The sequence below is a fragment of the Myroides odoratus genome, from assembly GCF_965118575.1.
In the GTDB taxonomy this organism is placed as follows: Bacteria; Bacteroidota; Bacteroidia; order Flavobacteriales; family Flavobacteriaceae; genus Flavobacterium; species Flavobacterium odoratum_B.
The window spans coordinates 84,488-105,732 of the sequence record NZ_CBCPHW010000006.1 but is presented as its reverse complement, the minus strand read 5'-3'; the positions used below and the strand labels follow the sequence as shown (position 1 = coordinate 105,732).

Genomic DNA, 21,245 nt, shown 5'->3' with positions numbered 1-21,245 from the left:
ACCAGCCTTTAACAACACAACTAATCTTACTTACGATTCAAAAAGTGATTTAACAGCCATCATAGTACCTTTTTCGATATCCGTGATTGCAGCAGCTTTTCTTCTTGGATCCTTTCCGTGTTCTTCAATCAAGTTCACTAACTCAATAGCTTTTTGTTTAATCAAATCCACGGATTCTCTACTCTCGTTATTAAAACGACCTATAATTTGTTCTCCTTTTGATCTTGTATCAAAAACAGCAGGAGCTTTAGTTTCTTGTTTCATAGCAATTTTATTTAGGGTTATTTTTAATTCGCTCAATTATCGTATTGTATTCTTGAATCCATTCAGTAGGAACAGCCATTTCTGATTTTCTGTGACGAACAATAGCATCTACTATTTCAGTTAGGCGTTCGTTGTCTAATTCAGATTGAGTGCGGATTGGTTTTATTTTAGCCATTTCTAAAAGTCTATCCATAAAAGAACCACTACGTCCGGTTCTGATTTTTATTAAACGAATTTCTTTTTCTAACTCCGAACCTAGTCTAAACTGAGTAAATAACTCCATAAATTCATACCATGATATTTTCTTAACAAAACAATAGAAATCAACAATCATTTCCTCTAGTCTTTTTCCTATAGTTCTATAAGAACCACTACTACCAGTTTCTTTATGAGTAAGTTTTACAGTAAAATCTCTTTCAATAAAAATTTCAATATTTGTGAATTCTAATAAGTCAGATAGATATTTATCATAAGTGTCAATAAACTTACTTTCAAAATCATCACAATGATCATCGGACACCATTAACTCGATTTGTTTTTTAATCTCAGTATTAGAAGTGATTTTATCAACATCAGCCATTTCGCTTAATTCAATTAAAATTTTCACTTTATTGTTTTGGATAAATTCTTTTGGTTTAAATCCGAATTCTAACAATTGTGAATAAACATCATAATCCATTGTTAGATTACAAGCATATTTACCTACATTTAATTTATCTGCTACTAGCAAATTAGCACTTAATACACGCATACCTACTCAATTTTAAATTTCACATACTCTTCGCCTTTCTTTACAAGGACCTTTGAAACAGTTCCTCTGTAAATATCCCTATCATCAATACCGTACTTCTTACATAGTATATCTTGAAAAGGCTTTATAGGATTATCCCAATCAGAAAGTTTGCTTGAAACTCCAAATTCAAAAGTGATTGAAAAAGGAGAATTAGGTATTTCAATTCGCTTAGGCAGCATAAGTAAAACCGCTTTTTCGTAAGAATTGTATTCTGGAGTCTTAAAACGTTTGCCTTGCCACGCAGAATTTACCGAAAGGGGTTTGATATTAACTGTTATCACTATTCAACCTTTTTACCTAATCCATCGGAATACACACCCTCTTGATAAGCTTGTACACTCCAACCTTTACTTTTACTAATCGATTTCATTTTTTCATATTCGGCAAGTGTCATTTTCTTTCTCATTACAACTTCAACAAGAGTATTGTCAGGAAGCAATGTTGTTTTGATTTGTTTTGCCATAAAATAATGATTGAAATACCATTCATTAATTAGAAATAAACCAATTACTGAATGATATATTAGATATTAAAAAAAAAACACTTCAATACTGAATCTAATCAATAATGAAGTGTTTTTAATGAAAAAAATAATGTTTTGCTAAGTAGTCAGGACTCGAACCTGAACTGCCGTTTTTACCCCAGGGTCAAGCTAATTTTAAATTAACACGGCAACCCTTATCGGAACCATTTTGGGTAGGTTGATAATTGCGTCTACCATTTTCGCCACTACTTAACGTTACTTTTTACAGAAGCAACAAACTGGTTATTAACCAAAACCTATAAAATTGTAGGATGAGCAGGAATCGAACCTGCACGAGCATATGGTAGATGTTAGTTAGCACCATATAGGGATATGTCTTATTATTTTCATCTACTTTAAGGCTTATATTGTCTTTGAGCTATTTACCTAACTTCTTTTACAACACAATCTCTTTGCACAAGCCTACTCTTATCGACTATTTAGCGTCTACCATTCCGCCATCATCCTATTTATCTCGTACCTATGGAGGGAGTCGAACCCACACTATATCTCGATCCTAAATCGAGCGCGTTTACCTGTTTCGCCACATAGGTATTTATTAATTTAAATAAAACCACCTGCCAGCCGTGCAATAAGGGTGTCAAAAAGCCTCTTCAAAGCACCCTCGAATCTGCTATTACGATTCCACGTTGGTCTGTCATTACCTCAGCTAATCTAGTTAGCGACAAGTAGTTTAATTTTTATATACACAAATGCCAAAAATGTCAATGATCTATTTTAAATATTCCAAAGCCAATCGGTCATATAATTCGGAAGCAGTTTCAATTAACACATCATCCTCTTTTTCTATTCGCCCAAAATTGCAGAAGAAACAATAGTGATCAATTTCACTCAAGACTTCTTTTTGACCGTTAAAATGAAAAAGCATTATATCCTTAATCGCTTTCAACAAAAATGAATTATCATAAACAGGTACCGTTGTTCCATACAACTGAGTCAAACCGTTTGAGATTTCATAATCTCGTGTCGTTTGCTCTTTTATCGATTCAATTACCAATACAAAGAGATCCTTGTTCATAATTTCAATTTTGATTCATGACAAATATATAAAAGACTTTATACAATTACATAATTATTGCATAAAATATTTCATACAATAATTACACAATAAAATAAATCAACTTATGCTAAAATGGAAATAAGAAAAGAGACTGTTTTAAGCCTTAGAATTATCAAAATGAGTATTCGGTTATTTGAAAGAAGAAAACCTCTTAGAAGTAAAGAAAAGGAGGTTAAATATTAAAATTGAGCTATGGTAGTGTGTTTGGGATGGTATACATGTTTCAGAGCGAACGGACCGCAAAAGGAAAACGCGATATAAAAGGGTATTGGGGGTGCATTTGCTTTTGCGTTCAAAAACATTTTAGCTTTTTATATCCGGTCATCCAGAACTGATTTCAGGCAGCAACTAATTTAAAGATTAAGCTTTTGGCTTTATTGATTTTATAGGAACTAAACTACTGCAAAAGGAAAGTGTAATCCTACTAGGATTCGAACTAAAAAATACAAAGCACTGTAAAACAACGCTTTGAGATTTGATTATATGAATCTTGCACAACCATTGCACAACTACAATAAATCGTGTCGCTTCTTCCAGTACTCCAAAAGGTCGTTAAGTTCTTGAATCTTAGCCTTGTGCTTCTTTGGTGTTCGTTTGCTACTAATGTTGTCGCCAGCTTTTAATACGCGTGTAAGTTCTGCTTTATTGATTAGATCATCTATCATAATACTATATTTAAATAACAACAAAATTAGTAAAAATACACGATTCAAGACCAAATATCTTTGTGATTTATACCTTAATATATTACAGCGACACAAGTAAGCTAAACGACAGCGCGTTTGTGTTTGTTTTTCCATCACTCTCAACTCACATCAATACGATTCATTTACTATCATATTTCATCACAGTTCAATTATTTCCTCTCTTTAATAATTGTATACGTAAATTTTAATTGAAGCCTTTAAAACAAAGGAAAATAAGGTATTATAAGCTTTATCTATTGAATTATGTTTTACCATAGAAATTACGTATCAAAACTTTTTCATTAATGATTTTTTATGTAAAATATTCACTATACATTTGTGTAGTATAAAATAAGAAATAAAACATCTTCTTTTTACACTCCCCCCCTCGGGGACGTTCTTTGACTTACTGTCTGCTCTCTCTTATGCTTTTGTTATGGTCGTAAGATTATAACTAAGCGAATCAGGCTTGATAATTACCACTATGCAAGCCGTTACCACAAACATTAAATAACCCTATTAACATTTATAAAATGGATACAAACTATTTTACAACATGCAAAACACTGGACGAAGCTAAGAACTTATTAAAAAAGCTTTGTTTTGAGTTACACCCTGACACTAGCGGTTATAACTCACAATTTGAATTCGTACAAATGTTTAAGGCATTCAAATCCTTAGAAAACCGTTTCAATACTTCTGACGCAGAAGAAAATACAAACAACTCTTTTAATGCTGAGCAATTCTATAATATCGTAAAGATGTTCGAAGGCTTAGAAGGAATCAATATTTCTTTTGTCGGTTCCTTTATATGGCTTACAGACTTAACACCTGTGGCGATGTACTCACAAAAAGAAAGAATCAAAACTATTACAATTGAAAATTATAACGCTCCCCGTTGGGCGGGACAAAAGAAGTCTTGGTATTTCTCTCCTAGTGATTATGTGAAGAAAGGAAGGTCTAATAAAGACCTAAGCGAATTAAAAGATTTATTCGGCTCTACTGATTTTCAAACTAAGTCAAACTTTAAACTAGCAATGTAATGGAAATAGACTTTAATAATTCGAATCTTAAAAGCACTTTAACAACAACCAAAGCAGTAGAAAAATTCTACTACGCAACTAAAAGCGCATCAGAACAACAGCCAAATTCTAAGTTTTGGAAAGACGCTTTATTTTTTATAGAAAAAAGATTTAAGAAATTAAAATCTCCAAAATCTATAAATGAAATCGGACCATACATATAACACCTAATCAAACTGCCCTTGCCACTTACCACTCAATGTAAGGGCAGTTGTAAACCCTATTAAAAAATGAAAGACAATCTTATCCTTGCCCTTGTGGGCGTGTGCTTGGTACTTACTGTATCTGCTATTTTGGCTTTCCATAGCATAACTAAGCAAATCGAAAAAATAGAAGAAGCCAACGAACAATACTACCGCTTCATTTGGAATGATGACCCTGAAGGACTCCCGTCTGCAGGAACCAAAATCGTTATCGAAGAAATCGACGGTAATATAATCTATCTAGGAAATGAGTAATACTAAACACAGCAAGCGACTATCTTGTATTTGGATAGCCTTAACGACCGCTTACTTTGGAGTAATGATTATAAAACACTTAACAAACTAGATTATGAATAAACTTTATAAAATAAGCGACATAGTAAAAGCCACAGACCCTTTAGATGGTGATTATTTCATATTTGGTGAAATATTAGAAATAGAAATAACCGGCGAAACACCATACTTCTTAGTTGGAAGTTCATGGCATGAATCTTACCGAATTGAAAAAGCTCCAGAAGAAGTAATTAAACTATTTAAAAACCATATATAAATTTTACACAAATGAATACTTATAGCAAATATGCACCAAACGTGTTTTTAGCAAAAACAGAAGAACGCCACGAAAAAGGAGACATTATAAATCTGACAACTAAATACGGAAAAGAAAACGAAGTAATTATATATAACCTAATTTATACTAAAGATGGTTTTTACTTCTACTCATTTGTACGCGCTGACGGCTTCAATATCCAAGAAAGAGCAAAGAATAAAGCTGCTAGATATGAAAATTGGGCGGGTTCCGCAGAAAAGAAAAGCAACGAGTACTACGAAGCATCCCAAGAGGGAAAAGATTTTCTAGTATTAGCAGAGCCTATAAAAATAGGACACCACAGCGAGAAAAGACACCGCGCACTCATCGAAAGGAATTGGAACAGAATGGGCAAAAGCGTTGAATTTTCAGACAAAGCCAATGACCACTTAAGTAAAGCGGAGTATTGGGAAAGCAAAGCAAACGAAATTAATCTTTCAATACCCGAAAGCTTAGAATACTACGAGTATAAACTAGAAGAAGCTAAAGAGAAGCACGAGGGACTCAAAAGCGGGAAGTATAAACGAGAGCACTCCTTTTCTCTTACATATGCTAAGAAAGATGTAAACGAACTTACTAAGAAGCTAGAAACAGCAAAAAAACTTTGGGAATAACAAAAGACCTGGAGCACGTCGCTAAACTGCTCTATTTATTATGAAAACAAAAGAAGAAGTAATACGAGAAGCGTGGGAAGAATTAGGTATAGATATTTCTAACACAAATATTTCTGAAAATGGATATATAAAAGTTAAACCATCTCAATACTCAGCAAAATATAGTGAATTAGAAGTACTAAGATTTAGCGAAAATAAATGGAGTATTAGACCAAAATCACTTCAAGGCCTTGAAAACAATAACGGTTGGATTTCTTTAAACGGAACTGAAATAGAAACTGAATACGAAGGAGATCTTTGGATTATAAACCAACGCGGAGACCTTGAATTTTATGGAAAAGATGATTTTCTTATACCTGGCGATGCAATAATGTGGCAGCCAGTGGAAGAACCTAAACTCCCATTACACCGATAAAATCATGAAACTAGCGACAGAAAAACCAAATGGTTTCGGGATCATTCAAAAGAACGCAGACGGCACAATTAGTCAAATAGGATTGACGCAAGAACAATATGATTTACTAGAGGATTTCTTATTTAAAATAAGTGAAAAATCTCCTTTACCTAGAATGCCCAAACAATTAAACTTAGTGTTGGAATCTAGATACAATAAACTTTTAAACAAATAGGACTATGATACAAGCAAGTGAAGTGCGTATAGGTAACTGTACAGAACAAGGCAAAATAATAGAACTAAAACAAACTGTTTTCCGAGTAGAATATACTACAGACAAAAAAAGAACTGCTTTAATAGCATATGAAGATTTAAAACCAACCGAACTAACAGAAGAAATACTTTTAAAGTGTGGGTTTAAGCATCTTGGTAATGGTTTCTATGAATTATTAGGTAGCTTTGTTAGTCTATGTAATATTGGAGATGTGTTTTTTAATGCAGGATTCAAAGGCGCAACTATTGGCAATATAAAATACCTCCACCAACTCCAGAACCTTTATTTCACCCTTACAGGAAAAGAATTAGAAATTAATCTTTAGATTTACTCAATAAAAAAATCCCGTTGGCGTTACCACACACCAACGGGAAACATGTCTGCTAATTTTAACCCTATTAAAATTTGCAATTACAAAATTACTAAATATTATGTCGTTAAAAGAAGAAATTGCCCAAAAATTAAAAGCGCGAAGATTAGAGCTTAATCTAACGATGGAGGAACTTGCAATATTAGTTTGGGGTGACCCTAAAAAGAGTGGTCAGATATCCAACTATGAGAATGGAAAAAGAGCTTTTTCTCTTGATACCTTAGAGCTTTTTTTAGCAGCTTTACAACTAAATCTTGCTTTACAAAACAAATGATTATAAAAATTCATTTTATTTATCGCATCTAGTTTGATAAAATACATAAAAATAAGCTCCTTATTTGTTGTGCAATTGTTGTGCAGAACACAACTTAAAAAAAATCATTTTATTGAATAACAGTATCTTAAAAAATATTAATCGAATCCTGATTGGATCACAGAAGCTTAAAAGTCAATCCTAACACGACTTTTAAGCTTTTTTTTATAATCTTACGGTTAATAATTACTTAAAAAAACGGCAACCTAAATGGCAACCTTAAAAAGTAATTACAAATGCCGAAAAATCTTCCCTTTGACTGCTCATGCACAGATATGTGGGTATGTCCTAAAAATTGGAAAAACGGTGAATTCTAAAAAAGTCCCTCGATCTTGATTGGTACGTACAATTTAAATTTCACAATCCTTTGTTCGTGGAAAAATATCCTAACGGCTTTCAATTCAGAACATTAGAAGAAAGAAAAGTTGCATTAGAATTCTATTTAAAGCAACTATCCTTATTGTTAGAAAAGCGGTACAACCTATTTGAAGTAAAGGTGTTGTACTGTTTTTAAGCTTTTCATAAAACTATTAAAAAAAAGTAAACCGACTATTTAATTAGTCGGCTTAAAGAAATTAAATTATAATTATTACATATTTTCAAACTTAATTATATAACCTGGTGTATTATCAGGGTTTTCTGCTGGAAACCCTGGAGAGGTAACATATGGCATATATCTAAATGTTCCATTTACATGATAATTTGGATCATAAGCTGTGTTTGATATTGGGTTTCCATTGTTCTGCAGATAATAAACTACCCACTGTGGTTGAGGAGATGAAGGTAATTCATTCCTAATACCAAAAAACTCTATGTCATTAACAGGAAATGAAAAAGGTAAGGGTACAGAAGTAAATTTCGGATATGGGTTATTTGATAAAATTTGATTAAAACTATTAGGTGTTTCTAAAGCCAACCAATGGTGTTCACCTTCTTCATTATCTTTAATTACCCAAAACTCTATAAAAGCGACTTTAAATTCAGATCCAGCAGCATATGGATTACTAAATATTGGATACTTATTCCAAAGATAAAAATTAGGTATAGAGGGTAATACTCCAATTAAATTAGTATTAACATCCCATTGAGAACGATACATATGATCCCATACTTCAATTGGTCCTTTAATACTAGGTGAAGCCGTTGATTGTCCATATACACCTCCAACTTGTCCGTGATGTTCTTGATTTGGAGTGATTAAAAAATCTAAAATGAAAAACTTATCTCTTGTTTCCATTCTTGTGTCTAACGTGTTGGCAGTGAAAGTGAATTTAGGTAAAGCATACATATTCATTCTAATTGTATGTTTAGTCTCATTAATCATTAAGTAGCCCTTTCCAAATGGATATACTGCGTTAGCATATACACCACCAACTAACTGACCATTAACTATTCTATTCATGTCAGGATCCCCCGGATCCACAATTGCATTTTCTCTTTTTTCTTCACTTTTAGGAATTGCACTTTCTTCTTTTGCACAAGAAAACATCAAAGTCCCTAATACTAATACTATTAATACTTTTTTCATAAAATAACAACTTAGTTAAAATTAACTTAAACTTAAGTATATATTTTTAATATAAAAAAATAATCGTGTGCTTTTTTAACATAATAAAAAAACAGTAATCTAAGTATTATAATACCCCACCAATTGTACTGATTTCTCTCTACTTTCTTTGATGACTAGTCCCGAAATAGCGATACAGAATTTATAATTTAAAACTACAAACTAAATGAGGGTGACCTTTTGGGACACCCTCATTTAATTTTATCCATGAATACCTCAGGTCAATCCCAAAAGTTGTGTTTACGTATAACTAGTCACTAATCTATATAATAAAAAAATGGATTTCTAAAAAGTCTTATCTTATATCCTTTTATACATGCCAAGAATTGAATTCTAACCTTTCAAAATCCTCTTAATCATACTATTTGAAAACGTTAAAATAGATCGCACACCTCATTTTGCTAAAAAATAGTGTCTTGGTTTCCTTACCTTTCATAAATCCCCTTACGTGCGCTTATACTTTCTTTGGTGGAAGATCGAATGCAACGGCTTCATGTTCAAAATGACCATTATGTGCGCCATCGCAAAAAGGTTTGTTTTTTGAAAGCCCACAGCGACAAATTGAAAGTACCGTTCTACCTTGCAATCCGTAAGCATTTCCATTTTTATCTACGATTTCAAAATCACCTTCTATCTTTACCGATCCGTTATTGTTGATTGTAAGTTTTGTTTTTGTCATGTCTATTTGAGTTATTTTGTTTGCACAAAACTAGAACAATAAAACGAGTACTTAGTATTTGCACTTCTATTTAGAAACATTCCTTTTTAGCAATAGCTCGGAATTATTGCTCTCGCAATCAAGCTTACAAAGTAGACAAAAGCGAAAAGTACAGTATAGAAGATAATAGTTCTTTCCGTATTTTGCATAAGGCTGTAACTAGAGCGCGCAAGTAATTTAAAAACGGGATCAACCTGAATACAAACATCACAATGAAGCTTGATTTCGTGAACCCTGAAAGCACAGATAAATTTATCGAAAAGGGATGAGGAAAAACAGATATATTTATATCTTCTTTACTACTACAAAAAAACTAAATAAATAAAGAAAGCCCCTTAATAGGAGCTTTCTTGTTTATATAATTACTAGTACTTACACCTTATCTATTTATGTAAATATTTCTTATCGGAGATAACGATTTATAAGATCGCGAATAATATCTGCAAAAGTGAAATTTATAGGGTAGTGATATATGCCTTCGTAAATATCCCACATACCTCTATTTCTATCATAGACACCGAGATAAAGAGTGAATGAACCTCCATAATTTGAGGAAGAAGGCGAAATTCTTTGCCCTTCTGCCATAATAGCTTTAACATCGTCTTTACTTATTGATCGTTCAAATTGATACTCTTGAATAGCCCCACTTCTTACGTCAGTAAATTGTGCTCTAGTTTGAGCTTGGATTGCGGTATTTACTCCAAATACCAATAAAAATAACATAATAAAATTCTTCATAGTTTCTGATTTTAAATTATTAAAAACAATGGTTAACCATATCAAATATAATAAAAAACTGTAAAAAACTAATTATTTTTAATTAAAAACAAATTAATATATTTTTTTTATCAAAAAATTATATTTAAAAAATATTATAAATTCAGGATTTTAAAGTCTTCAGAAGCAGCGTGAAAATTTTATTTCACCAACTTGTCATACTCAAACCTCCCCTCTATGCTTATACTAAGCAAACTCCTTATATACCTTTGCTTTTTCAATTTCTACCTTTAAAATAGTACCTTTTACTTAACTTTGTTGTTTTTAGCAGCTATGGATCAATTCGTATTAGAAAAATTCAGAGAAAAGATAAACACCTATTCCCCGATTTCAGAAGCTTCCTTTGAGGCACTCCTCAATATTGCTACGATTCGTCGGTTGAAGAAAAATGAAATCTTTATTGAGCAGGGATTTGTTTGTCGCCAATTTTGTTTTTTATATTCGGGATACCTGATCGCTTATATCAATGATAGTGAAGGGCGAACCTACAACAAAAATATATTTGTTCCCAGTGACTGGGTAAGTTCACTTGTATCTGCTATTTTACAACAACCCTCCCAATTCACAGCGAAAGCAGTAACCGATTGCGTCATATTAAGTTTACCTTATAAGGCATGGAGAGAATTAATTTCACAAACAGATGATCTCCAAGCCTTCTACATTCACTATCTCGAAAAAAATTGGGTGATTGACAAAGAGAAAAGAGAAGTTTCGCTTGTTATGGACGATGCACAAACGCGCTATGAAAAGTTATTGCACAGTCAACCTGAGATTGAGAAATATGTGCCTTTACAGGATATTGCCTCTCATTTAGGGATCACCCCTACCCAATTAAGCAGAATCCGAAAACGAATAAAATAATTTATCCCTCAACCTATGTAAAGCCTTTTTCCTTTTTTATGTTCCAATTTTGTTGCATTAAAAGAAATAAAAATGGAAAATATAAAACGCATCAACCGAACCTTTCAACCGTCTAGTATTACTAAAATGATTCTTAGTCTTCTTTTAGCCTTAATGAGTCATTCATCATTTGCACAAAACATCCTACGTCAAACCGTTTACAGTACAAAAATGGATAAAAATATAAACGTGGTAGTGATTTCACCACCTTTTGAAACGGGAGTAAACTACAAAACGGTCTATATTCTTCATGGTTATAGCGGCAATGCAGAAAGAACCTATCAAAAAGACCTTCCAGATTTAGTTAAAAAAGCGGAAAAGTATCAAACGATTTATGTATTAGCTGATGGAAATTACAACTCTTGGTATGTCGATAGTCCAATCGATGCTACTTCCCAATACCAAACTTTTATTGGAGAAGAACTTGTAGCCTTTATAGACGCAAACTATCCAACCTTACCCAATAAAGAGAACCGCGGTATTTTAGGCTGGAGCATGGGGGGTTTTGGAGCGTTGCATATTGGTATTGCCCATCCAACTACTTTTTCAATTGTTGGAAGTTCCTGTGGAGCGATTAACTTAGTCGCTTTTGAAAAAGAGTATGCTGATTATCAAATCGACAAGGTGTTGGGAAAACGGGAAGATGTACCTCTAAAGTACCAGTTATTGGACAATGAAGATCAAATGAAAAATACGGGACAATACTACATTCTTGACTGTGGAACGGAAGATACCCAAATGATTCAAATGAATCGCACGTTTCACCGTCAATTGACAGCTAAAAATATTGAACATAGTTATACTGAATATAAGGGAGAACACAATACAGCCTATTGGAGTAAAGCTTTAGCTATTCAACTGGCGTTATTTGACGCCTTTTTTCAAAAATAGGAGATTAGTACCCTCATAAAAAAAGCCGTGGTCAGAAGAAATACTGATCACGACTTTTTTTATTCTTTATCTCTTATTTCGATTCATCAATCTCATCTAGAATTACATCGATTTAATTGCTTTGTCTTTATTAAAAGAAAGACCATTTTTTCCTATTGACCAAAAATAAGCTTAAAAAGCTTAAATTTTAATCATTGCTACCATATCAGCAGATGCTATTTTAATATGATTAAATCCGTCGCTAAAAATATAATGTTTAATACTCTTAGAATCGCAATAGTCTAAGGCAATCAATTTATTTTCTCTTTTCATCTGTTCCAACTTTCCATTAGAAAACTCTTTGTAAGAAATAATAAACTTTTTCCCTACTAAATCACAAACACTAGAATTGTCTAGCTCCAAAACTTCATTTAAGGTCATACTAAAAAAATTAAAATTGTAGAATTACTAAGATACGGATAAATAAGCAATCCTCCTCCCTATTTAAGGAATAACCTAATTTAATTAACTTAAAAACAATAAGTTAAGCTTTTATTTTCTTTTATAGAGCCTTAATTTGTTATTTTTGGTTCTTTAATCCAATAGCAAACTAAATAAAGTACATGACAAAGAAATAAGGCTAATCCTGTTAAAAACAATAGATCCGCAGGAATACTATTGGTGAGAGCTGAAATAAAGAAGGTTAACATCAGCTGTAAGGATCCCAACAAAGCAGATGCTGATCCGCTATTTTCGTAAAAAGGTTCTAATGCTAATTTTGTAGTGGCTGGAAATAAAATGCCCAAGGTCAAAACGATAAAAAACAAAGGAATTAAAAGTACTTCGATGGGTTGTTTCACAATACAAAACCCGAAGAAAATAATACTAAATACTAATCCAGCGATCGTTGTATACTTTATAATTTGACGAATAGATAACCAACGCGTAAATATCGCATTAGAAATCCAAGCGCCCAGCATTAATCCAATTGCATTAAAAGCAAAGATATAACTAAAAGTAGCCGATGATAATTGCCCATATTCCATAATCAAATAAGGTGCATTCGCTAAATAAATCATCAATATACTATAGGTCACACTACCTATCAACGTGTACTTTAAAAAGGTCTTAACCTGCAGTACTTCTTTGAATTCTCGTATTAAATTCCTCTTTTTAACGGTCGCTGTTATCTTGGTTTCGGGCAGAAAAAACAGCACTAAAAACAAAGAAATAACCCCTAAAATTAAGAGTGTAACGAAGGTTGATTGCCAATCAAAATGCGATACTAAGAAATTTCCTGCAATGGGACCTATAATGGGTGCTACTCCTGCAATAATGGCTAATAGCGAAAAAATGTGCATCGTATCTGTTTGATCAAAATACTCATTTACAATCGCTCGTGCAATGACAACTCCAGCACAACCTGCAAAGGCTTGAAAGAAACGAGCAATCCAAAACTGTTCGATATTTACAGCATAGATACAAGCTATTGTTGCAGCAATAAATAACAGTAAGGATATAATAGTAGGTAGTTTACGTCCATAGGTATCTGATATAATTCCCCAAAATAATTGTCCTACAGCAAATCCTGCTAAAAACGTAGAGATAGAAAATTGAACCGCTTTTAGATCGGTTTCGTAATACTGTGAAATTTTTAGAAATCCAGGCAAATACAAATCAATACTAAAAGGCTCTAAAGCAGATAATAAGGCCAAGATAAATACTACGATAAACTGATTTTTCTTTAATTTACTCATATAATTTCTTTAAAGGCACAAAACTAATCAGCAATCAGAAATATAAACTTATCTAAAAGAGACTTATCCTTGGACTTTTTTAACTTGTTCTCTAAAATCTTTAGGCGTTTGCTGAGTGAGTTTTTTAAAAAATCGATTAAAATAAGAAACTTCTGAAAAATTCAATTGATCTGCAATGGTTTGAATATTGTCTTCACTGTACCCAACCAATCGCTTCGCTTCAAGCAACAAGCGTTCTTGTAATTGTTGTTTTAAACTCTTTCCTATCGCTTGAACTAAAATTTCATTCATTCGTTTAGTAGAAAGAGAAACTCGATCTGCATAAAACTCATTTTGTCGCTCAGTAAGATAATGTTCTTCTATTAGTCTCAATAGTTTGTGAATTCGCTCATCAATTGCAATGTGTTTTTCTGATAGCATCGGAAGATCCTGTATATGAATAATATACAATTGCAAATAGTGCTCTAGCACCGTTGATCGTTTATAGGAATTAAATTCGATTTCCATCAAAAGATGAAGATGTTCAAAGCGTTGAATGTCAATTGATGTAACCGCAAACTTCAAATGACTATGTCCCGTAAAAGCTTGTTGCTTGGCTTCTTTAAACAAAACACTATTAAAATAGTTTTTGTCAATCGCCAAGCAATATCCTTTACTAAATCTTGGATCGAGATGGTGCACTTGTCCCGGATAAATAATCCAAATTTCATGTGCCTTGATGGGATAAGAAACAAAATCTATTTCATGCTTGTGTGGCTCTAAGACATCCGTAAACCAATATATTTGATAAAAATCGTATTGATAGTGGCCTTCAAACTCAAAGAGATTGACAATAGCTTCAATTCTAAAAAACTCAATGGGAATATTCTTATCGCTTTGCTGAACTTGAACGACTTGTCTCTTTGTCTTCATCTGTATTTTAAGTTAGCAAATCATGCCTTACCATGATATTGGTTTAATACTGCTTCATAAAACGAAATAAAGACAAATGTAACACTTAAAAAAACAAAAAAACGCATTAGAATCGAACGTCTTTCGAACGTTTGCTTTTCTTTTTTCTGTATCATTACCTTAAAAACACATTAACAAAACATATAGAATAACTATACAATTAATTAATAATAAACTAATTACACTATTAATTAACTTATATTTTATAATTTAACAGTAACCAATTTTTAATTTATACGTTTATGAAAAATTTAATTTTAATCTTGACTTTGGTTCTGTCTTTTAGTGCTTTTGCACAATATGACAAAGCAGCGCCTCCAGCAGATGTACAAGGCTGGTTTACCTATGAGTTTTATACTTGTGATAGTAATGGACAGCAAATTACAGATCGCAAGCATCCAAAGTACAAAAAGTTTACAGTAGAAATATACCAAACCATTTATGGAACACCTCCTACTGGTATTCTCTATACCCTTGTTCAGCAAGTTTCAGATCAAATTTGCCAATATGGAGAGCTTCAACGCTTTTACCCTAATGTAAGAATACTTGATATCGAATATTCTACTTATATTGGTATTGGCGATCCCATTACCCCATAAGTAAAAGAGTCGACAACGGCACTGGGATTAGTTCATAAATCATAAAAAAAGGCTCGTTAATTCGAACCTTTTTTTATTTACGTTGTTATTGTTACTACAGGAGAATGAGGCACTTTGACGTGCCGTATGCCATCACTAAAATAGAGCGATTGAGTTATTGTTTATCCGAAAATCGCGTGCAATGCGCTTTTCGTCTATGCTTACGGATTTCACTTTTCCGTTGCGTTGTTCTCGAAACGAAATCCTAAACCTTTTTCCAACTAATTCACGCATACTAGTAGTATCTAACTAAAAACCTCATAGAAATCTGGTACAAAAGTTGAAGGGTATACGGAGCATGTTTCCTCAAAAAATAAATGCCTTTTTAACTCCTATCAATTTCTCCTTACTTTAAAGATTCCATTAAAGCATGACTATCTTCTAGAAACAAATATTTAGTAATGCGCCCCTCGTCTACCTGAAACTGAACAGAAAAATAGCTATCAAACAATTTATTCGTCTTTAAAACTCGACTAACCAAATGCCCCGTCACAACGGCTTGATTACCTGAATAAAATTTTCCCGTTACTTCATAAGATACACCTTCGATATTTTCGTAAAGTTCTTTAAAAAATTCAAGAACTTCCTCCTTGCTATTTCGATCCTTGGTCCAAACAGCCCGAGAGGCATCTCCTGGAATACGCCATTCAATCTGATTAGCAAATAATTGCACAATTGCTTCATACTCTTTTTTACTCAAATACTCATAATATGCCTCTACGATTACCTGGGTTTGTTTTTCATTATTTTTTTCCATTTTCTTGTATTTTTTATTCTGAACCAATCAGTTCAAAATAGATTAAATTTTTCATTCTTTCATCATCGCTAGCATAAAATCAATCATTTCTTTTACTTCTTTTTTATTGCCTGATAAAATGTAATACTTATAAAATCCACTAAAAGAAGACAAAATATACTTTGCCGCAACCTCTGGGACAATACTTTGCTTTATTTCTTTTGATTCCTGAGCTTTTTCTAATAAATCTTTGAATAGTCCTTCCAGAACCCAAGCATTTCCCTTAATCAATGTACTGACTGCTTCATCACTATTCCCCAATTCAAATATTGTACGAACAATAAGACAACTTTTTTGATCTTTAATGGTTTGATTCATGACATCGTGAACAACATGAGATAATACAGCAAATGCCTTATCTTTGTGAGTTGCAGCTGCTTTGTATTGAGCTGTTTTCATCTTAGCATAATCCGATAAACAAGCAAGAAACAAGGTTTGCTTATTGCCATAGGTATTGTAAATACTACTCTTATTCAGTTGAAGTGTCTTCACAATATCTTGCATAGAAGTTGCCTGATATCCTTTTTCCCAAAAAAGATCTCGGACTTTTTCCAACTTTTCTTCATAATCGAATGCTCTATTTCTTGCCATACCTCAAAGATACCTTTTTGTACCATTCGTTTCAGAATTATTTTTATTTTTAACTTATCTATAAAATTCAAAGAAATATCTTCGACTCATCAAGCGTTTTCACTCCCTTTTCATTGGTTAAGTTTATAGTAGCAAATGCGCCTTGTGAAAAAGAAATAACGTATTTTCATACATTCATTTTAATTTCAAACGAATCCATCCGTCCTCGATTGAACTAGTATTGAATTAAAGGTTCTATTCCTTGCACAAAGTTTGAAATTTCCATGCTTTTTACTGCCAATTGGACTTTACTATTCTTTGACAAGACGAGCAATTGTGCTTATTAGGTATTGGTACTACTCGTTTTTTACAGCCTTTTTACAATAAAGAACTGGCAGAAAATCTAATGCTGCATTTACAAGTAGCAAATGCAGATGATTGGAAGCCCCCTATTCAAGCTTTCAATTTAAGTTCTACTTTCAATTTTAAAATAACAGCTGTAGAAAATAGCTCAGACAAATCTTATTTAGTTAGATTTACTACTATTTCCTCTCTTTCTAATGCCTAAGCACCAAAGCAGTCAACACTTTTTAGACAGTAAAAATACAATTCAACCTACTTCATCTATACCTATGTTGTATTTTTTTTGTATTTTTAAGTGTATTTTAGCCTACTTCATTCAATCCTAAAACTGAGTTAATTATGTCTGATACCATCCAAACTACCTTTCAGCATCTATTTTCTAGCTATTCGGAAGATACGTCTCTCTCAACCTCCTATTGGACTGAAATTGAGCTTCATTATAAGGCTAAAAATCGTCATCACCACAATTTAATTCATCTAGAACATGTAATCAAAGAATTAAAATCCATACAAACAGAGGTTATGGATTGGGATGTTTTGCTTTTTTCTGTCTTTTACCACGATATTGTTTATCAATCTACCGCCAATGATAATGAAGAAAAAAGTGCTGCATTTGCACAGAAAAGATTAGCCAGAATTCAATTACCTGAAACAAAAATAACACGAGTGATCAACCAGATATTGGCAACAAAAACACATGTCATATCTTCCGATTTAGACACGAATTACTTCCTTGATGCAGACTTAAGTATACTGGGACAGGAATGGGAGTCCTATGAAAAATATAGCACATGTATCAGAAAAGAATACGCTATTTACCCTGATTTCTTATATAATTTAGGAAGAAAAAAAGCCTTAATTCACTTTTTAGCTTTTGAAGACATCTTTAAAACGACTTATTTTAAAGAAAAATATGAAAAACAGGCAAGAATAAATATCGAAAGGGAGATTGAATCCTTAACATCCTTCTTTCTATAACCTGATATAAAAGTTGAGATATATCGTTCTATACCTCAACTTTTTTTTATGCTTTGACCTAAGTGTGTATCTCTAATCAATAGGTAAACACAATTCAACCCTTACTTTCTGTTCTGGATGTTCTCTAAAATTGTTTAAGTGAAATTCATACGATTTGGCCAACCTTAGCTTATAATTGTGCTGTACAATATACAAACACATAATTTCCCATGCTTGAGCAAATTCCTCTAATTTAATTTCAAAACACCCAACGATGTATTTTCCTCCTTCTAACTGGACTTTACCTAAAGGCTCTTGTACAATCCTATCATGAGGAATACTGATACATACATCTTGTCTTAGCCGATCCAATCCCACTATTGCTGGATCATCGTGATAAGCGGTTAAAACTTTCACTTCAGGTTGATTCAATACGCCATTTGGGATCGCCCAGGCAAATAATTTTTCATAGGATTGACCAATGGCTCTATAGTCTCCGATATGACGAACATACGCTACGGTTAACTCTTCCAATACTTTTTCTTCGATTTTAAATTCCATACTTGTAAAAGATTTAATTATTATTTTACAAATCTCTGGAAAACTCAAATCTTCGTTTTGCATATTCTTGCTATAAAGAGCAATCAGTGTATTTATTTTTTCTAATTCGCAATTTCCCTCTTCCACCTTTTGACATTGAAAGGCTGTTGGACTAAATCCATAATGTTTAGCAAATACTCTACTAAAAAGAGATAACGAGGAAAAACCACAGGAATAGGCTATAGCTGTACAACTCAAATCCGCTTGATGCTTTAATAAAGAGGAAGCCTTGTGAATGCGAACGAGAGTAATGAATTTATTCAAACTTACGCCCGTAATCTGACTAAAAATACGGTGGAAATGAAAAGAGGATATTCCAATATGATGGGCAATACTTTCTAAGGATAAAGGTTCTGGGTACTTGACATTAATGTAATCAATCACCTCATTGACCACTTTAATATAGCGATTTTGACTGGAACGTTCTTTCATTTTTTCGATATTAATAAACAACGAAAGTAAAACTAACTTTCCCTATTGACTTGACTAAACTTGCTAAAAAAAGTCTTTGGTTTCCCAAAGACTTTTCTAATTTATTTCGCTTGAATTAACTCATCTAATGTTACTCTAAACTTAGAGCTATTCCAATCTGCTGCTCTAAACTTCTTTACTACAATATTGCCTTTTTTATCTATAACATAAGAAGCAGGCAAAGAGCTCGAATACAATAAAGCAGGTGGTGCATCTTGTTGAAAATAAGTAGGCAAAGTATAGCCGTTTTTTTCTTTAAACGTTTGTACTTTATCTAACGAATCCGTGGTAACAAATAAAAACACAACCTTATCTTTATAGTCGTCATATAAAGCTTGGAAACTTGGTTTTTCTGCAATACAAGGCGGACACCAAGTAGCCCAAAAATTAAGTACAACTACTCTACCTTTGATACTAGCCATATCCAAAACCTGTCCATCTTCATCTAATAAGGTCCATCCATCTAAACTCACTTGTTCAACATCTTCTTGTTTTTCTAAACTAGGACTCATGGCCACTAGTCGATTCACCCATACCTTAAACGTCGTTCCTAGTGGAGTGAATAACAATACACAAAGAATTAGGATAAAAATAAGATTGCCAATCCATCCTTTTCTCTTCTTTTCACCTTTATTAAACATACCTACAATTATTTAGCCTAAATATATAAACTTTACACATATCATGCCAAATAAAAATAATTAATTTTATTTTTAACTTTTTTTAACTTTTTATACAAAATATAATCCTATTTTTATTCCTTAAACATATCATTAAAGGTAATTTCTTTCCTTCCTGGCAAAACAACATTTAAAACAATACCAATAATGGAAGCCAACGCCATACCTTCAATTGACATACTCGTACCTATATGAATAGCTGCACCGCCAATTCCAATGATTAAGATAACAGAAGAAATAATTAAATTGCGTTTCACTTTAAAATCCACCTTATTTTCTACTAACATACGCAAGCCACTTGAAGCAATAATTCCAAACAACAAAATAGAAACTCCGCCCATCACAGGAGAAGGAATTGTTGCTAATAGAGCCGTTATTTTCCCACAAAACCCAAATAAAATAGCGAAACAAGCAGCTCCTATAAACACATAGATACTGAAAGCACGTGTAATGGCCAAAACCCCAATATTTTCACCATAGGTAGTATTAGGTGGCCCTCCAATTAAAGAAGCAAGCATCGTTGCAATCCCATCCCCTAACATTGAGCGATCTAATCCTGGATCTTTAATTAAATCTTTATTAACTACCTTACTCAAAACCAATTGATGGCCAATATGTTCTGCAATAGGCACAATAGCAACAGGCAACATGACTAAAACAACATATAGCGTTACTTTTGGGGTATAGTCGACAAAAGGAATTGTAAAATTGGGGATTTGAAACCAAGCTGCTTCCATTACGGGGGCAAAATTTACCACTCCCATACTCGCTGAAAAAAGATAGCCTCCTATAATTCCTACCAATATAGGAATTACACTTAAGAATCCTTTCGTAAAGATAGCGGCAATAATGGTAATGGCTAATGTTACTAAACCAATAATGACATAGGTAAGGTCATACACCCCAGTTGAATTATTGGTGATCATGCCTACAGCTGTAGCGGCCAAACCAAGTCCAATAACCATAATTACAGGCCCTACAACAATGGGAGGTAATAATCTCATCAGCCAATTTGTTCCTGCTTTAGCGATTAAAAGAGCTACTAGAGAATAAACCACACCCACTAAGAAGCTACCGACTAAGAAACTGCCAACAGGCACGTCATTCGTTGTGACTTGTTCCATCGCTTTAATCGCAATAATTGGGTTGATGAACGCAAAGGATGAGCCTAAATAAGAAGGCACTTTTCCTCTTGTAATGGCAATAAAGACCAAAGTACCGATTCCACTAGATATCAAAGCGATTGCAGGATTCATTCCTGTTAAGGTTGGTACTAAAACCGTGGCGCCAAACATGGCAAATAAATGCTGAATACTCAGTAATAACCACTGCCCCATTTTGGGCTTTTCATCAATTGCCAATACCACTTTTTGATCTATACTTTCGCTCATTGTATTAGGTGTTTAAAACCAATGCGAAAATAGACCATTTTCCCGCAAAAATA

29 protein-coding genes, 1 tRNA gene and 1 pseudogene are annotated in these 21,245 nt (G+C 33.0%); 14 read left to right on the top strand and 17 right to left on the bottom strand.

All coding sequences use genetic code 11. From position 1 onward, the window contains the following. Positions 1-30 precede the first annotated feature (30 nt). From ACMHJ2_RS06865 to ACMHJ2_RS06840, 6 genes are all read right to left on the bottom strand, one after another. Positions 31-264, bottom strand: a complete 234-nt coding sequence (locus ACMHJ2_RS06865) for a hypothetical protein (protein ID WP_413512208.1) — start codon at positions 262-264, stop codon at positions 31-33. 7 nt (positions 265-271) lie between these two features. Further along, a complete protein-coding gene (locus tag ACMHJ2_RS06860; RefSeq protein ID WP_413512207.1) occupies positions 272-1,015 on the bottom strand; it encodes a hypothetical protein in 744 nt (247 codons plus the stop codon). Positions 1,016-1,017: 2 nt separating this feature from the next. After that, positions 1,018-1,338, bottom strand: coding sequence for a hypothetical protein (locus ACMHJ2_RS06855; RefSeq protein WP_413512206.1), 321 nt, complete (start codon positions 1,336-1,338; stop codon positions 1,018-1,020). Next, on the bottom strand, positions 1,338-1,520 hold the full coding sequence (locus tag ACMHJ2_RS06850) for a hypothetical protein (RefSeq protein WP_413512205.1): 183 nt from the start codon (positions 1,518-1,520) through the stop codon (positions 1,338-1,340). Before ACMHJ2_RS06850 ends, ACMHJ2_RS06855 begins: the two co-directional genes overlap by 1 nt. A 538-nt stretch (positions 1,521-2,058) precedes the next feature. After that, a tRNA-Leu gene (locus tag ACMHJ2_RS06845) sits at positions 2,059-2,134 on the bottom strand. A 179-nt stretch (positions 2,135-2,313) separates the two neighbouring features. Further along, the gene (locus ACMHJ2_RS06840) at positions 2,314-2,619 is read right to left on the bottom strand and encodes a hypothetical protein (RefSeq protein WP_413512204.1); all 306 of its coding nucleotides are present in this window, start codon (positions 2,617-2,619) and stop codon (positions 2,314-2,316) included. A 1,261-nt stretch (positions 2,620-3,880) separates the two neighbouring features. Between ACMHJ2_RS06840 and ACMHJ2_RS06835 the strand changes: the two genes are divergently transcribed. From ACMHJ2_RS06835 to ACMHJ2_RS06795, 9 genes are all read left to right on the top strand, one after another. Then, on the top strand, positions 3,881-4,390 hold the full coding sequence (locus ACMHJ2_RS06835) for a hypothetical protein (RefSeq protein WP_413512203.1): 510 nt from the start codon (positions 3,881-3,883) through the stop codon (positions 4,388-4,390). Then, entirely contained in the window at positions 4,390-4,593 is a 204-nt protein-coding gene (locus ACMHJ2_RS06830) for a hypothetical protein (RefSeq protein WP_413512202.1), read from the top strand. The genes ACMHJ2_RS06835 and ACMHJ2_RS06830 overlap by 1 nt, the downstream gene beginning before the upstream one ends. 66 nt (positions 4,594-4,659) lie before the next feature. Next, positions 4,660-4,887: a hypothetical protein gene (locus tag ACMHJ2_RS06825; RefSeq protein ID WP_413512201.1), complete on the top strand. Its 228-nt coding sequence runs from the start codon at positions 4,660-4,662 to the stop codon at positions 4,885-4,887. Positions 4,888-4,981: 94 nt separating this feature from the next. Beyond that, complete coding sequence (locus tag ACMHJ2_RS06820) at positions 4,982-5,182, top strand: hypothetical protein (RefSeq protein ID WP_413512200.1); 201 nt, start codon at positions 4,982-4,984, stop codon at positions 5,180-5,182. Between the two features lie 11 nt (positions 5,183-5,193). Continuing rightward, positions 5,194-5,835, top strand: coding sequence for a DUF3560 domain-containing protein (locus tag ACMHJ2_RS06815; protein ID WP_413512199.1), 642 nt, complete (start codon positions 5,194-5,196; stop codon positions 5,833-5,835). 40 nt (positions 5,836-5,875) lie between these two features. Beyond that, complete coding sequence (locus tag ACMHJ2_RS06810; protein WP_413512198.1) at positions 5,876-6,250, top strand: hypothetical protein; 375 nt, start codon at positions 5,876-5,878, stop codon at positions 6,248-6,250. Positions 6,251-6,254: 4 nt separating this feature from the next. Continuing rightward, positions 6,255-6,464: a hypothetical protein gene (locus ACMHJ2_RS06805; protein ID WP_413512197.1), complete on the top strand. Its 210-nt coding sequence runs from the start codon at positions 6,255-6,257 to the stop codon at positions 6,462-6,464. 4 nt (positions 6,465-6,468) lie between these two features. Next, positions 6,469-6,828, top strand: coding sequence for a hypothetical protein (locus tag ACMHJ2_RS06800; protein ID WP_413512196.1), 360 nt, complete (start codon positions 6,469-6,471; stop codon positions 6,826-6,828). Positions 6,829-6,934: 106 nt separating this feature from the next. Continuing rightward, a complete protein-coding gene (locus tag ACMHJ2_RS06795) occupies positions 6,935-7,147 on the top strand; it encodes a helix-turn-helix domain-containing protein (RefSeq protein ID WP_413512195.1) in 213 nt (70 codons plus the stop codon). 628 nt (positions 7,148-7,775) lie between these two features. Here the strand turns inward: ACMHJ2_RS06795 and ACMHJ2_RS06790 are convergent. Together ACMHJ2_RS06790 and ACMHJ2_RS06785 are read right to left on the bottom strand one after the other, a co-directional pair. Beyond that, positions 7,776-8,714 (bottom strand): hypothetical protein, encoded by a 939-nt coding sequence (locus tag ACMHJ2_RS06790; protein ID WP_413512194.1) that lies wholly within the window; start codon positions 8,712-8,714, stop codon positions 7,776-7,778. A gap of 493 nt (positions 8,715-9,207) precedes the next feature. Then, on the bottom strand, positions 9,208-9,432 hold the full coding sequence (locus ACMHJ2_RS06785; protein WP_413512193.1) for a CDGSH iron-sulfur domain-containing protein: 225 nt from the start codon (positions 9,430-9,432) through the stop codon (positions 9,208-9,210). A 125-nt stretch (positions 9,433-9,557) separates the two neighbouring features. Between ACMHJ2_RS06785 and ACMHJ2_RS06780 the strand changes: the two are divergent. Further along, positions 9,558-9,792 (top strand): annotated as a pseudogene (locus ACMHJ2_RS06780) (nucleoid-associated protein); the annotation flags it as partial. Between the two features lie 81 nt (positions 9,793-9,873). On the opposite strand, the gene ACMHJ2_RS06775 reads toward ACMHJ2_RS06780, so the two are convergent. After that, on the bottom strand, positions 9,874-10,209 hold the full coding sequence (locus ACMHJ2_RS06775) for a hypothetical protein (RefSeq protein ID WP_413512192.1): 336 nt from the start codon (positions 10,207-10,209) through the stop codon (positions 9,874-9,876). 312 nt (positions 10,210-10,521) lie between these two features. Between ACMHJ2_RS06775 and ACMHJ2_RS06770 the strand changes: the two genes are divergently transcribed. Further along, entirely contained in the window at positions 10,522-11,109 is a 588-nt protein-coding gene (locus ACMHJ2_RS06770; protein ID WP_413512191.1) for a Crp/Fnr family transcriptional regulator, read from the top strand. Positions 11,110-11,181: 72 nt separating this feature from the next. Further along, entirely contained in the window at positions 11,182-12,039 is an 858-nt protein-coding gene (locus ACMHJ2_RS06765; RefSeq protein ID WP_413512190.1) for an alpha/beta hydrolase, read from the top strand. A 180-nt stretch (positions 12,040-12,219) separates the two neighbouring features. Here ACMHJ2_RS06765 and ACMHJ2_RS06760 read toward each other — a convergent pair whose 3' ends face one another. From ACMHJ2_RS06760 to ACMHJ2_RS06750, 3 genes are all read right to left on the bottom strand, one after another. Continuing rightward, positions 12,220-12,459, bottom strand: coding sequence for a hypothetical protein (locus ACMHJ2_RS06760; protein ID WP_413512189.1), 240 nt, complete (start codon positions 12,457-12,459; stop codon positions 12,220-12,222). Positions 12,460-12,590: 131 nt separating this feature from the next. Then, positions 12,591-13,775, bottom strand: coding sequence for a multidrug effflux MFS transporter (locus ACMHJ2_RS06755; RefSeq protein ID WP_413512188.1), 1,185 nt, complete (start codon positions 13,773-13,775; stop codon positions 12,591-12,593). A 63-nt stretch (positions 13,776-13,838) separates the two neighbouring features. Beyond that, positions 13,839-14,687: a helix-turn-helix domain-containing protein gene (locus ACMHJ2_RS06750; RefSeq protein WP_413512187.1), complete on the bottom strand. Its 849-nt coding sequence runs from the start codon at positions 14,685-14,687 to the stop codon at positions 13,839-13,841. A gap of 281 nt (positions 14,688-14,968) precedes the next feature. Here ACMHJ2_RS06750 and ACMHJ2_RS06745 point away from each other — a divergent pair, with 281 nt between their 5' ends. Continuing rightward, positions 14,969-15,325, top strand: coding sequence for a hypothetical protein (locus tag ACMHJ2_RS06745; RefSeq protein WP_413512186.1), 357 nt, complete (start codon positions 14,969-14,971; stop codon positions 15,323-15,325). Positions 15,326-15,710: 385 nt separating this feature from the next. Here ACMHJ2_RS06745 and ACMHJ2_RS06740 read toward each other — a convergent pair whose 3' ends face one another. Further along, positions 15,711-16,121: a nuclear transport factor 2 family protein gene (locus tag ACMHJ2_RS06740; RefSeq protein ID WP_413512185.1), complete on the bottom strand. Its 411-nt coding sequence runs from the start codon at positions 16,119-16,121 to the stop codon at positions 15,711-15,713. Positions 16,122-16,172: 51 nt separating this feature from the next. Next, positions 16,173-16,751, bottom strand: a complete 579-nt coding sequence (locus ACMHJ2_RS06735; RefSeq protein ID WP_413512184.1) for a TetR/AcrR family transcriptional regulator — start codon at positions 16,749-16,751, stop codon at positions 16,173-16,175. Between the two features lie 681 nt (positions 16,752-17,432). Here ACMHJ2_RS06735 and ACMHJ2_RS06730 point away from each other — a divergent pair. Beyond that, a complete protein-coding gene (locus ACMHJ2_RS06730) occupies positions 17,433-18,071 on the top strand; it encodes a hypothetical protein (protein WP_413512183.1) in 639 nt (212 codons plus the stop codon). Between the two features lie 72 nt (positions 18,072-18,143). On the opposite strand, the gene ACMHJ2_RS06725 is transcribed toward ACMHJ2_RS06730, so the two are convergent. The 3 genes from ACMHJ2_RS06725 to ACMHJ2_RS06715 form a co-directional block, all read right to left on the bottom strand. After that, positions 18,144-19,082, bottom strand: coding sequence for an AraC family transcriptional regulator (locus ACMHJ2_RS06725; RefSeq protein ID WP_413512182.1), 939 nt, complete (start codon positions 19,080-19,082; stop codon positions 18,144-18,146). A 101-nt stretch (positions 19,083-19,183) separates the two neighbouring features. After that, positions 19,184-19,762 carry a TlpA family protein disulfide reductase gene (locus ACMHJ2_RS06720; protein WP_413512181.1) on the bottom strand — a complete coding sequence of 193 codons (579 nt, stop codon included), beginning with the start codon at positions 19,760-19,762 and terminating at the stop codon, positions 19,184-19,186. 113 nt (positions 19,763-19,875) lie between these two features. Continuing rightward, entirely contained in the window at positions 19,876-21,192 is a 1,317-nt protein-coding gene (locus ACMHJ2_RS06715) for a solute carrier family 23 protein (protein WP_413512180.1), read from the bottom strand. Positions 21,193-21,245: the final 53 nt, after the last annotated feature.

Coding starts and splice junctions, on each gene's coding strand:
- ACMHJ2_RS06800 (WP_413512196.1), top strand. CDS start 6,469: ATGATACAAGCAAGTGAAGTGCGTATAGGTAACTGTACAGAACAAGGC.
- ACMHJ2_RS06840 (WP_413512204.1), bottom strand. CDS start 2,619: ATGAACAAGGATCTCTTTGTATTGGTAATTGAATCGATAAAAGAGCAA.
- ACMHJ2_RS06720 (WP_413512181.1), bottom strand. CDS start 19,762: ATGTTTAATAAAGGTGAAAAGAAGAGAAAAGGATGGATTGGCAATCTT.
- ACMHJ2_RS06715 (WP_413512180.1), bottom strand. CDS start 21,192: ATGAGCGAAAGTATAGATCAAAAAGTGGTATTGGCAATTGATGAAAAG.
- ACMHJ2_RS06730 (WP_413512183.1), top strand. CDS start 17,433: ATGTCTGATACCATCCAAACTACCTTTCAGCATCTATTTTCTAGCTAT.
- ACMHJ2_RS06760 (WP_413512189.1), bottom strand. CDS start 12,459: ATGACCTTAAATGAAGTTTTGGAGCTAGACAATTCTAGTGTTTGTGAT.
- ACMHJ2_RS06795 (WP_413512195.1), top strand. CDS start 6,935: ATGTCGTTAAAAGAAGAAATTGCCCAAAAATTAAAAGCGCGAAGATTA.
- ACMHJ2_RS06820 (WP_413512200.1), top strand. CDS start 4,982: ATGAATAAACTTTATAAAATAAGCGACATAGTAAAAGCCACAGACCCT.
- ACMHJ2_RS06745 (WP_413512186.1), top strand. CDS start 14,969: ATGAAAAATTTAATTTTAATCTTGACTTTGGTTCTGTCTTTTAGTGCT.
- ACMHJ2_RS06850 (WP_413512205.1), bottom strand. CDS start 1,520: ATGGCAAAACAAATCAAAACAACATTGCTTCCTGACAATACTCTTGTT.
- ACMHJ2_RS06835 (WP_413512203.1), top strand. CDS start 3,881: ATGGATACAAACTATTTTACAACATGCAAAACACTGGACGAAGCTAAG.
- ACMHJ2_RS06830 (WP_413512202.1), top strand. CDS start 4,390: ATGGAAATAGACTTTAATAATTCGAATCTTAAAAGCACTTTAACAACA.
- ACMHJ2_RS06825 (WP_413512201.1), top strand. CDS start 4,660: ATGAAAGACAATCTTATCCTTGCCCTTGTGGGCGTGTGCTTGGTACTT.
- ACMHJ2_RS06775 (WP_413512192.1), bottom strand. CDS start 10,209: ATGAAGAATTTTATTATGTTATTTTTATTGGTATTTGGAGTAAATACC.
- ACMHJ2_RS06805 (WP_413512197.1), top strand. CDS start 6,255: ATGAAACTAGCGACAGAAAAACCAAATGGTTTCGGGATCATTCAAAAG.
- ACMHJ2_RS06725 (WP_413512182.1), bottom strand. CDS start 19,082: ATGAAAGAACGTTCCAGTCAAAATCGCTATATTAAAGTGGTCAATGAG.
- ACMHJ2_RS06860 (WP_413512207.1), bottom strand. CDS start 1,015: ATGCGTGTATTAAGTGCTAATTTGCTAGTAGCAGATAAATTAAATGTA.
- ACMHJ2_RS06790 (WP_413512194.1), bottom strand. CDS start 8,714: ATGAAAAAAGTATTAATAGTATTAGTATTAGGGACTTTGATGTTTTCT.
- ACMHJ2_RS06765 (WP_413512190.1), top strand. CDS start 11,182: ATGGAAAATATAAAACGCATCAACCGAACCTTTCAACCGTCTAGTATT.
- ACMHJ2_RS06785 (WP_413512193.1), bottom strand. CDS start 9,432: ATGACAAAAACAAAACTTACAATCAACAATAACGGATCGGTAAAGATA.
- ACMHJ2_RS06735 (WP_413512184.1), bottom strand. CDS start 16,751: ATGGCAAGAAATAGAGCATTCGATTATGAAGAAAAGTTGGAAAAAGTC.
- ACMHJ2_RS06770 (WP_413512191.1), top strand. CDS start 10,522: ATGGATCAATTCGTATTAGAAAAATTCAGAGAAAAGATAAACACCTAT.
- ACMHJ2_RS06755 (WP_413512188.1), bottom strand. CDS start 13,775: ATGAGTAAATTAAAGAAAAATCAGTTTATCGTAGTATTTATCTTGGCC.
- ACMHJ2_RS06815 (WP_413512199.1), top strand. CDS start 5,194: ATGAATACTTATAGCAAATATGCACCAAACGTGTTTTTAGCAAAAACA.
- ACMHJ2_RS06750 (WP_413512187.1), bottom strand. CDS start 14,687: ATGAAGACAAAGAGACAAGTCGTTCAAGTTCAGCAAAGCGATAAGAAT.
- ACMHJ2_RS06810 (WP_413512198.1), top strand. CDS start 5,876: ATGAAAACAAAAGAAGAAGTAATACGAGAAGCGTGGGAAGAATTAGGT.
- ACMHJ2_RS06740 (WP_413512185.1), bottom strand. CDS start 16,121: ATGGAAAAAAATAATGAAAAACAAACCCAGGTAATCGTAGAGGCATAT.
- ACMHJ2_RS06865 (WP_413512208.1), bottom strand. CDS start 264: ATGAAACAAGAAACTAAAGCTCCTGCTGTTTTTGATACAAGATCAAAA.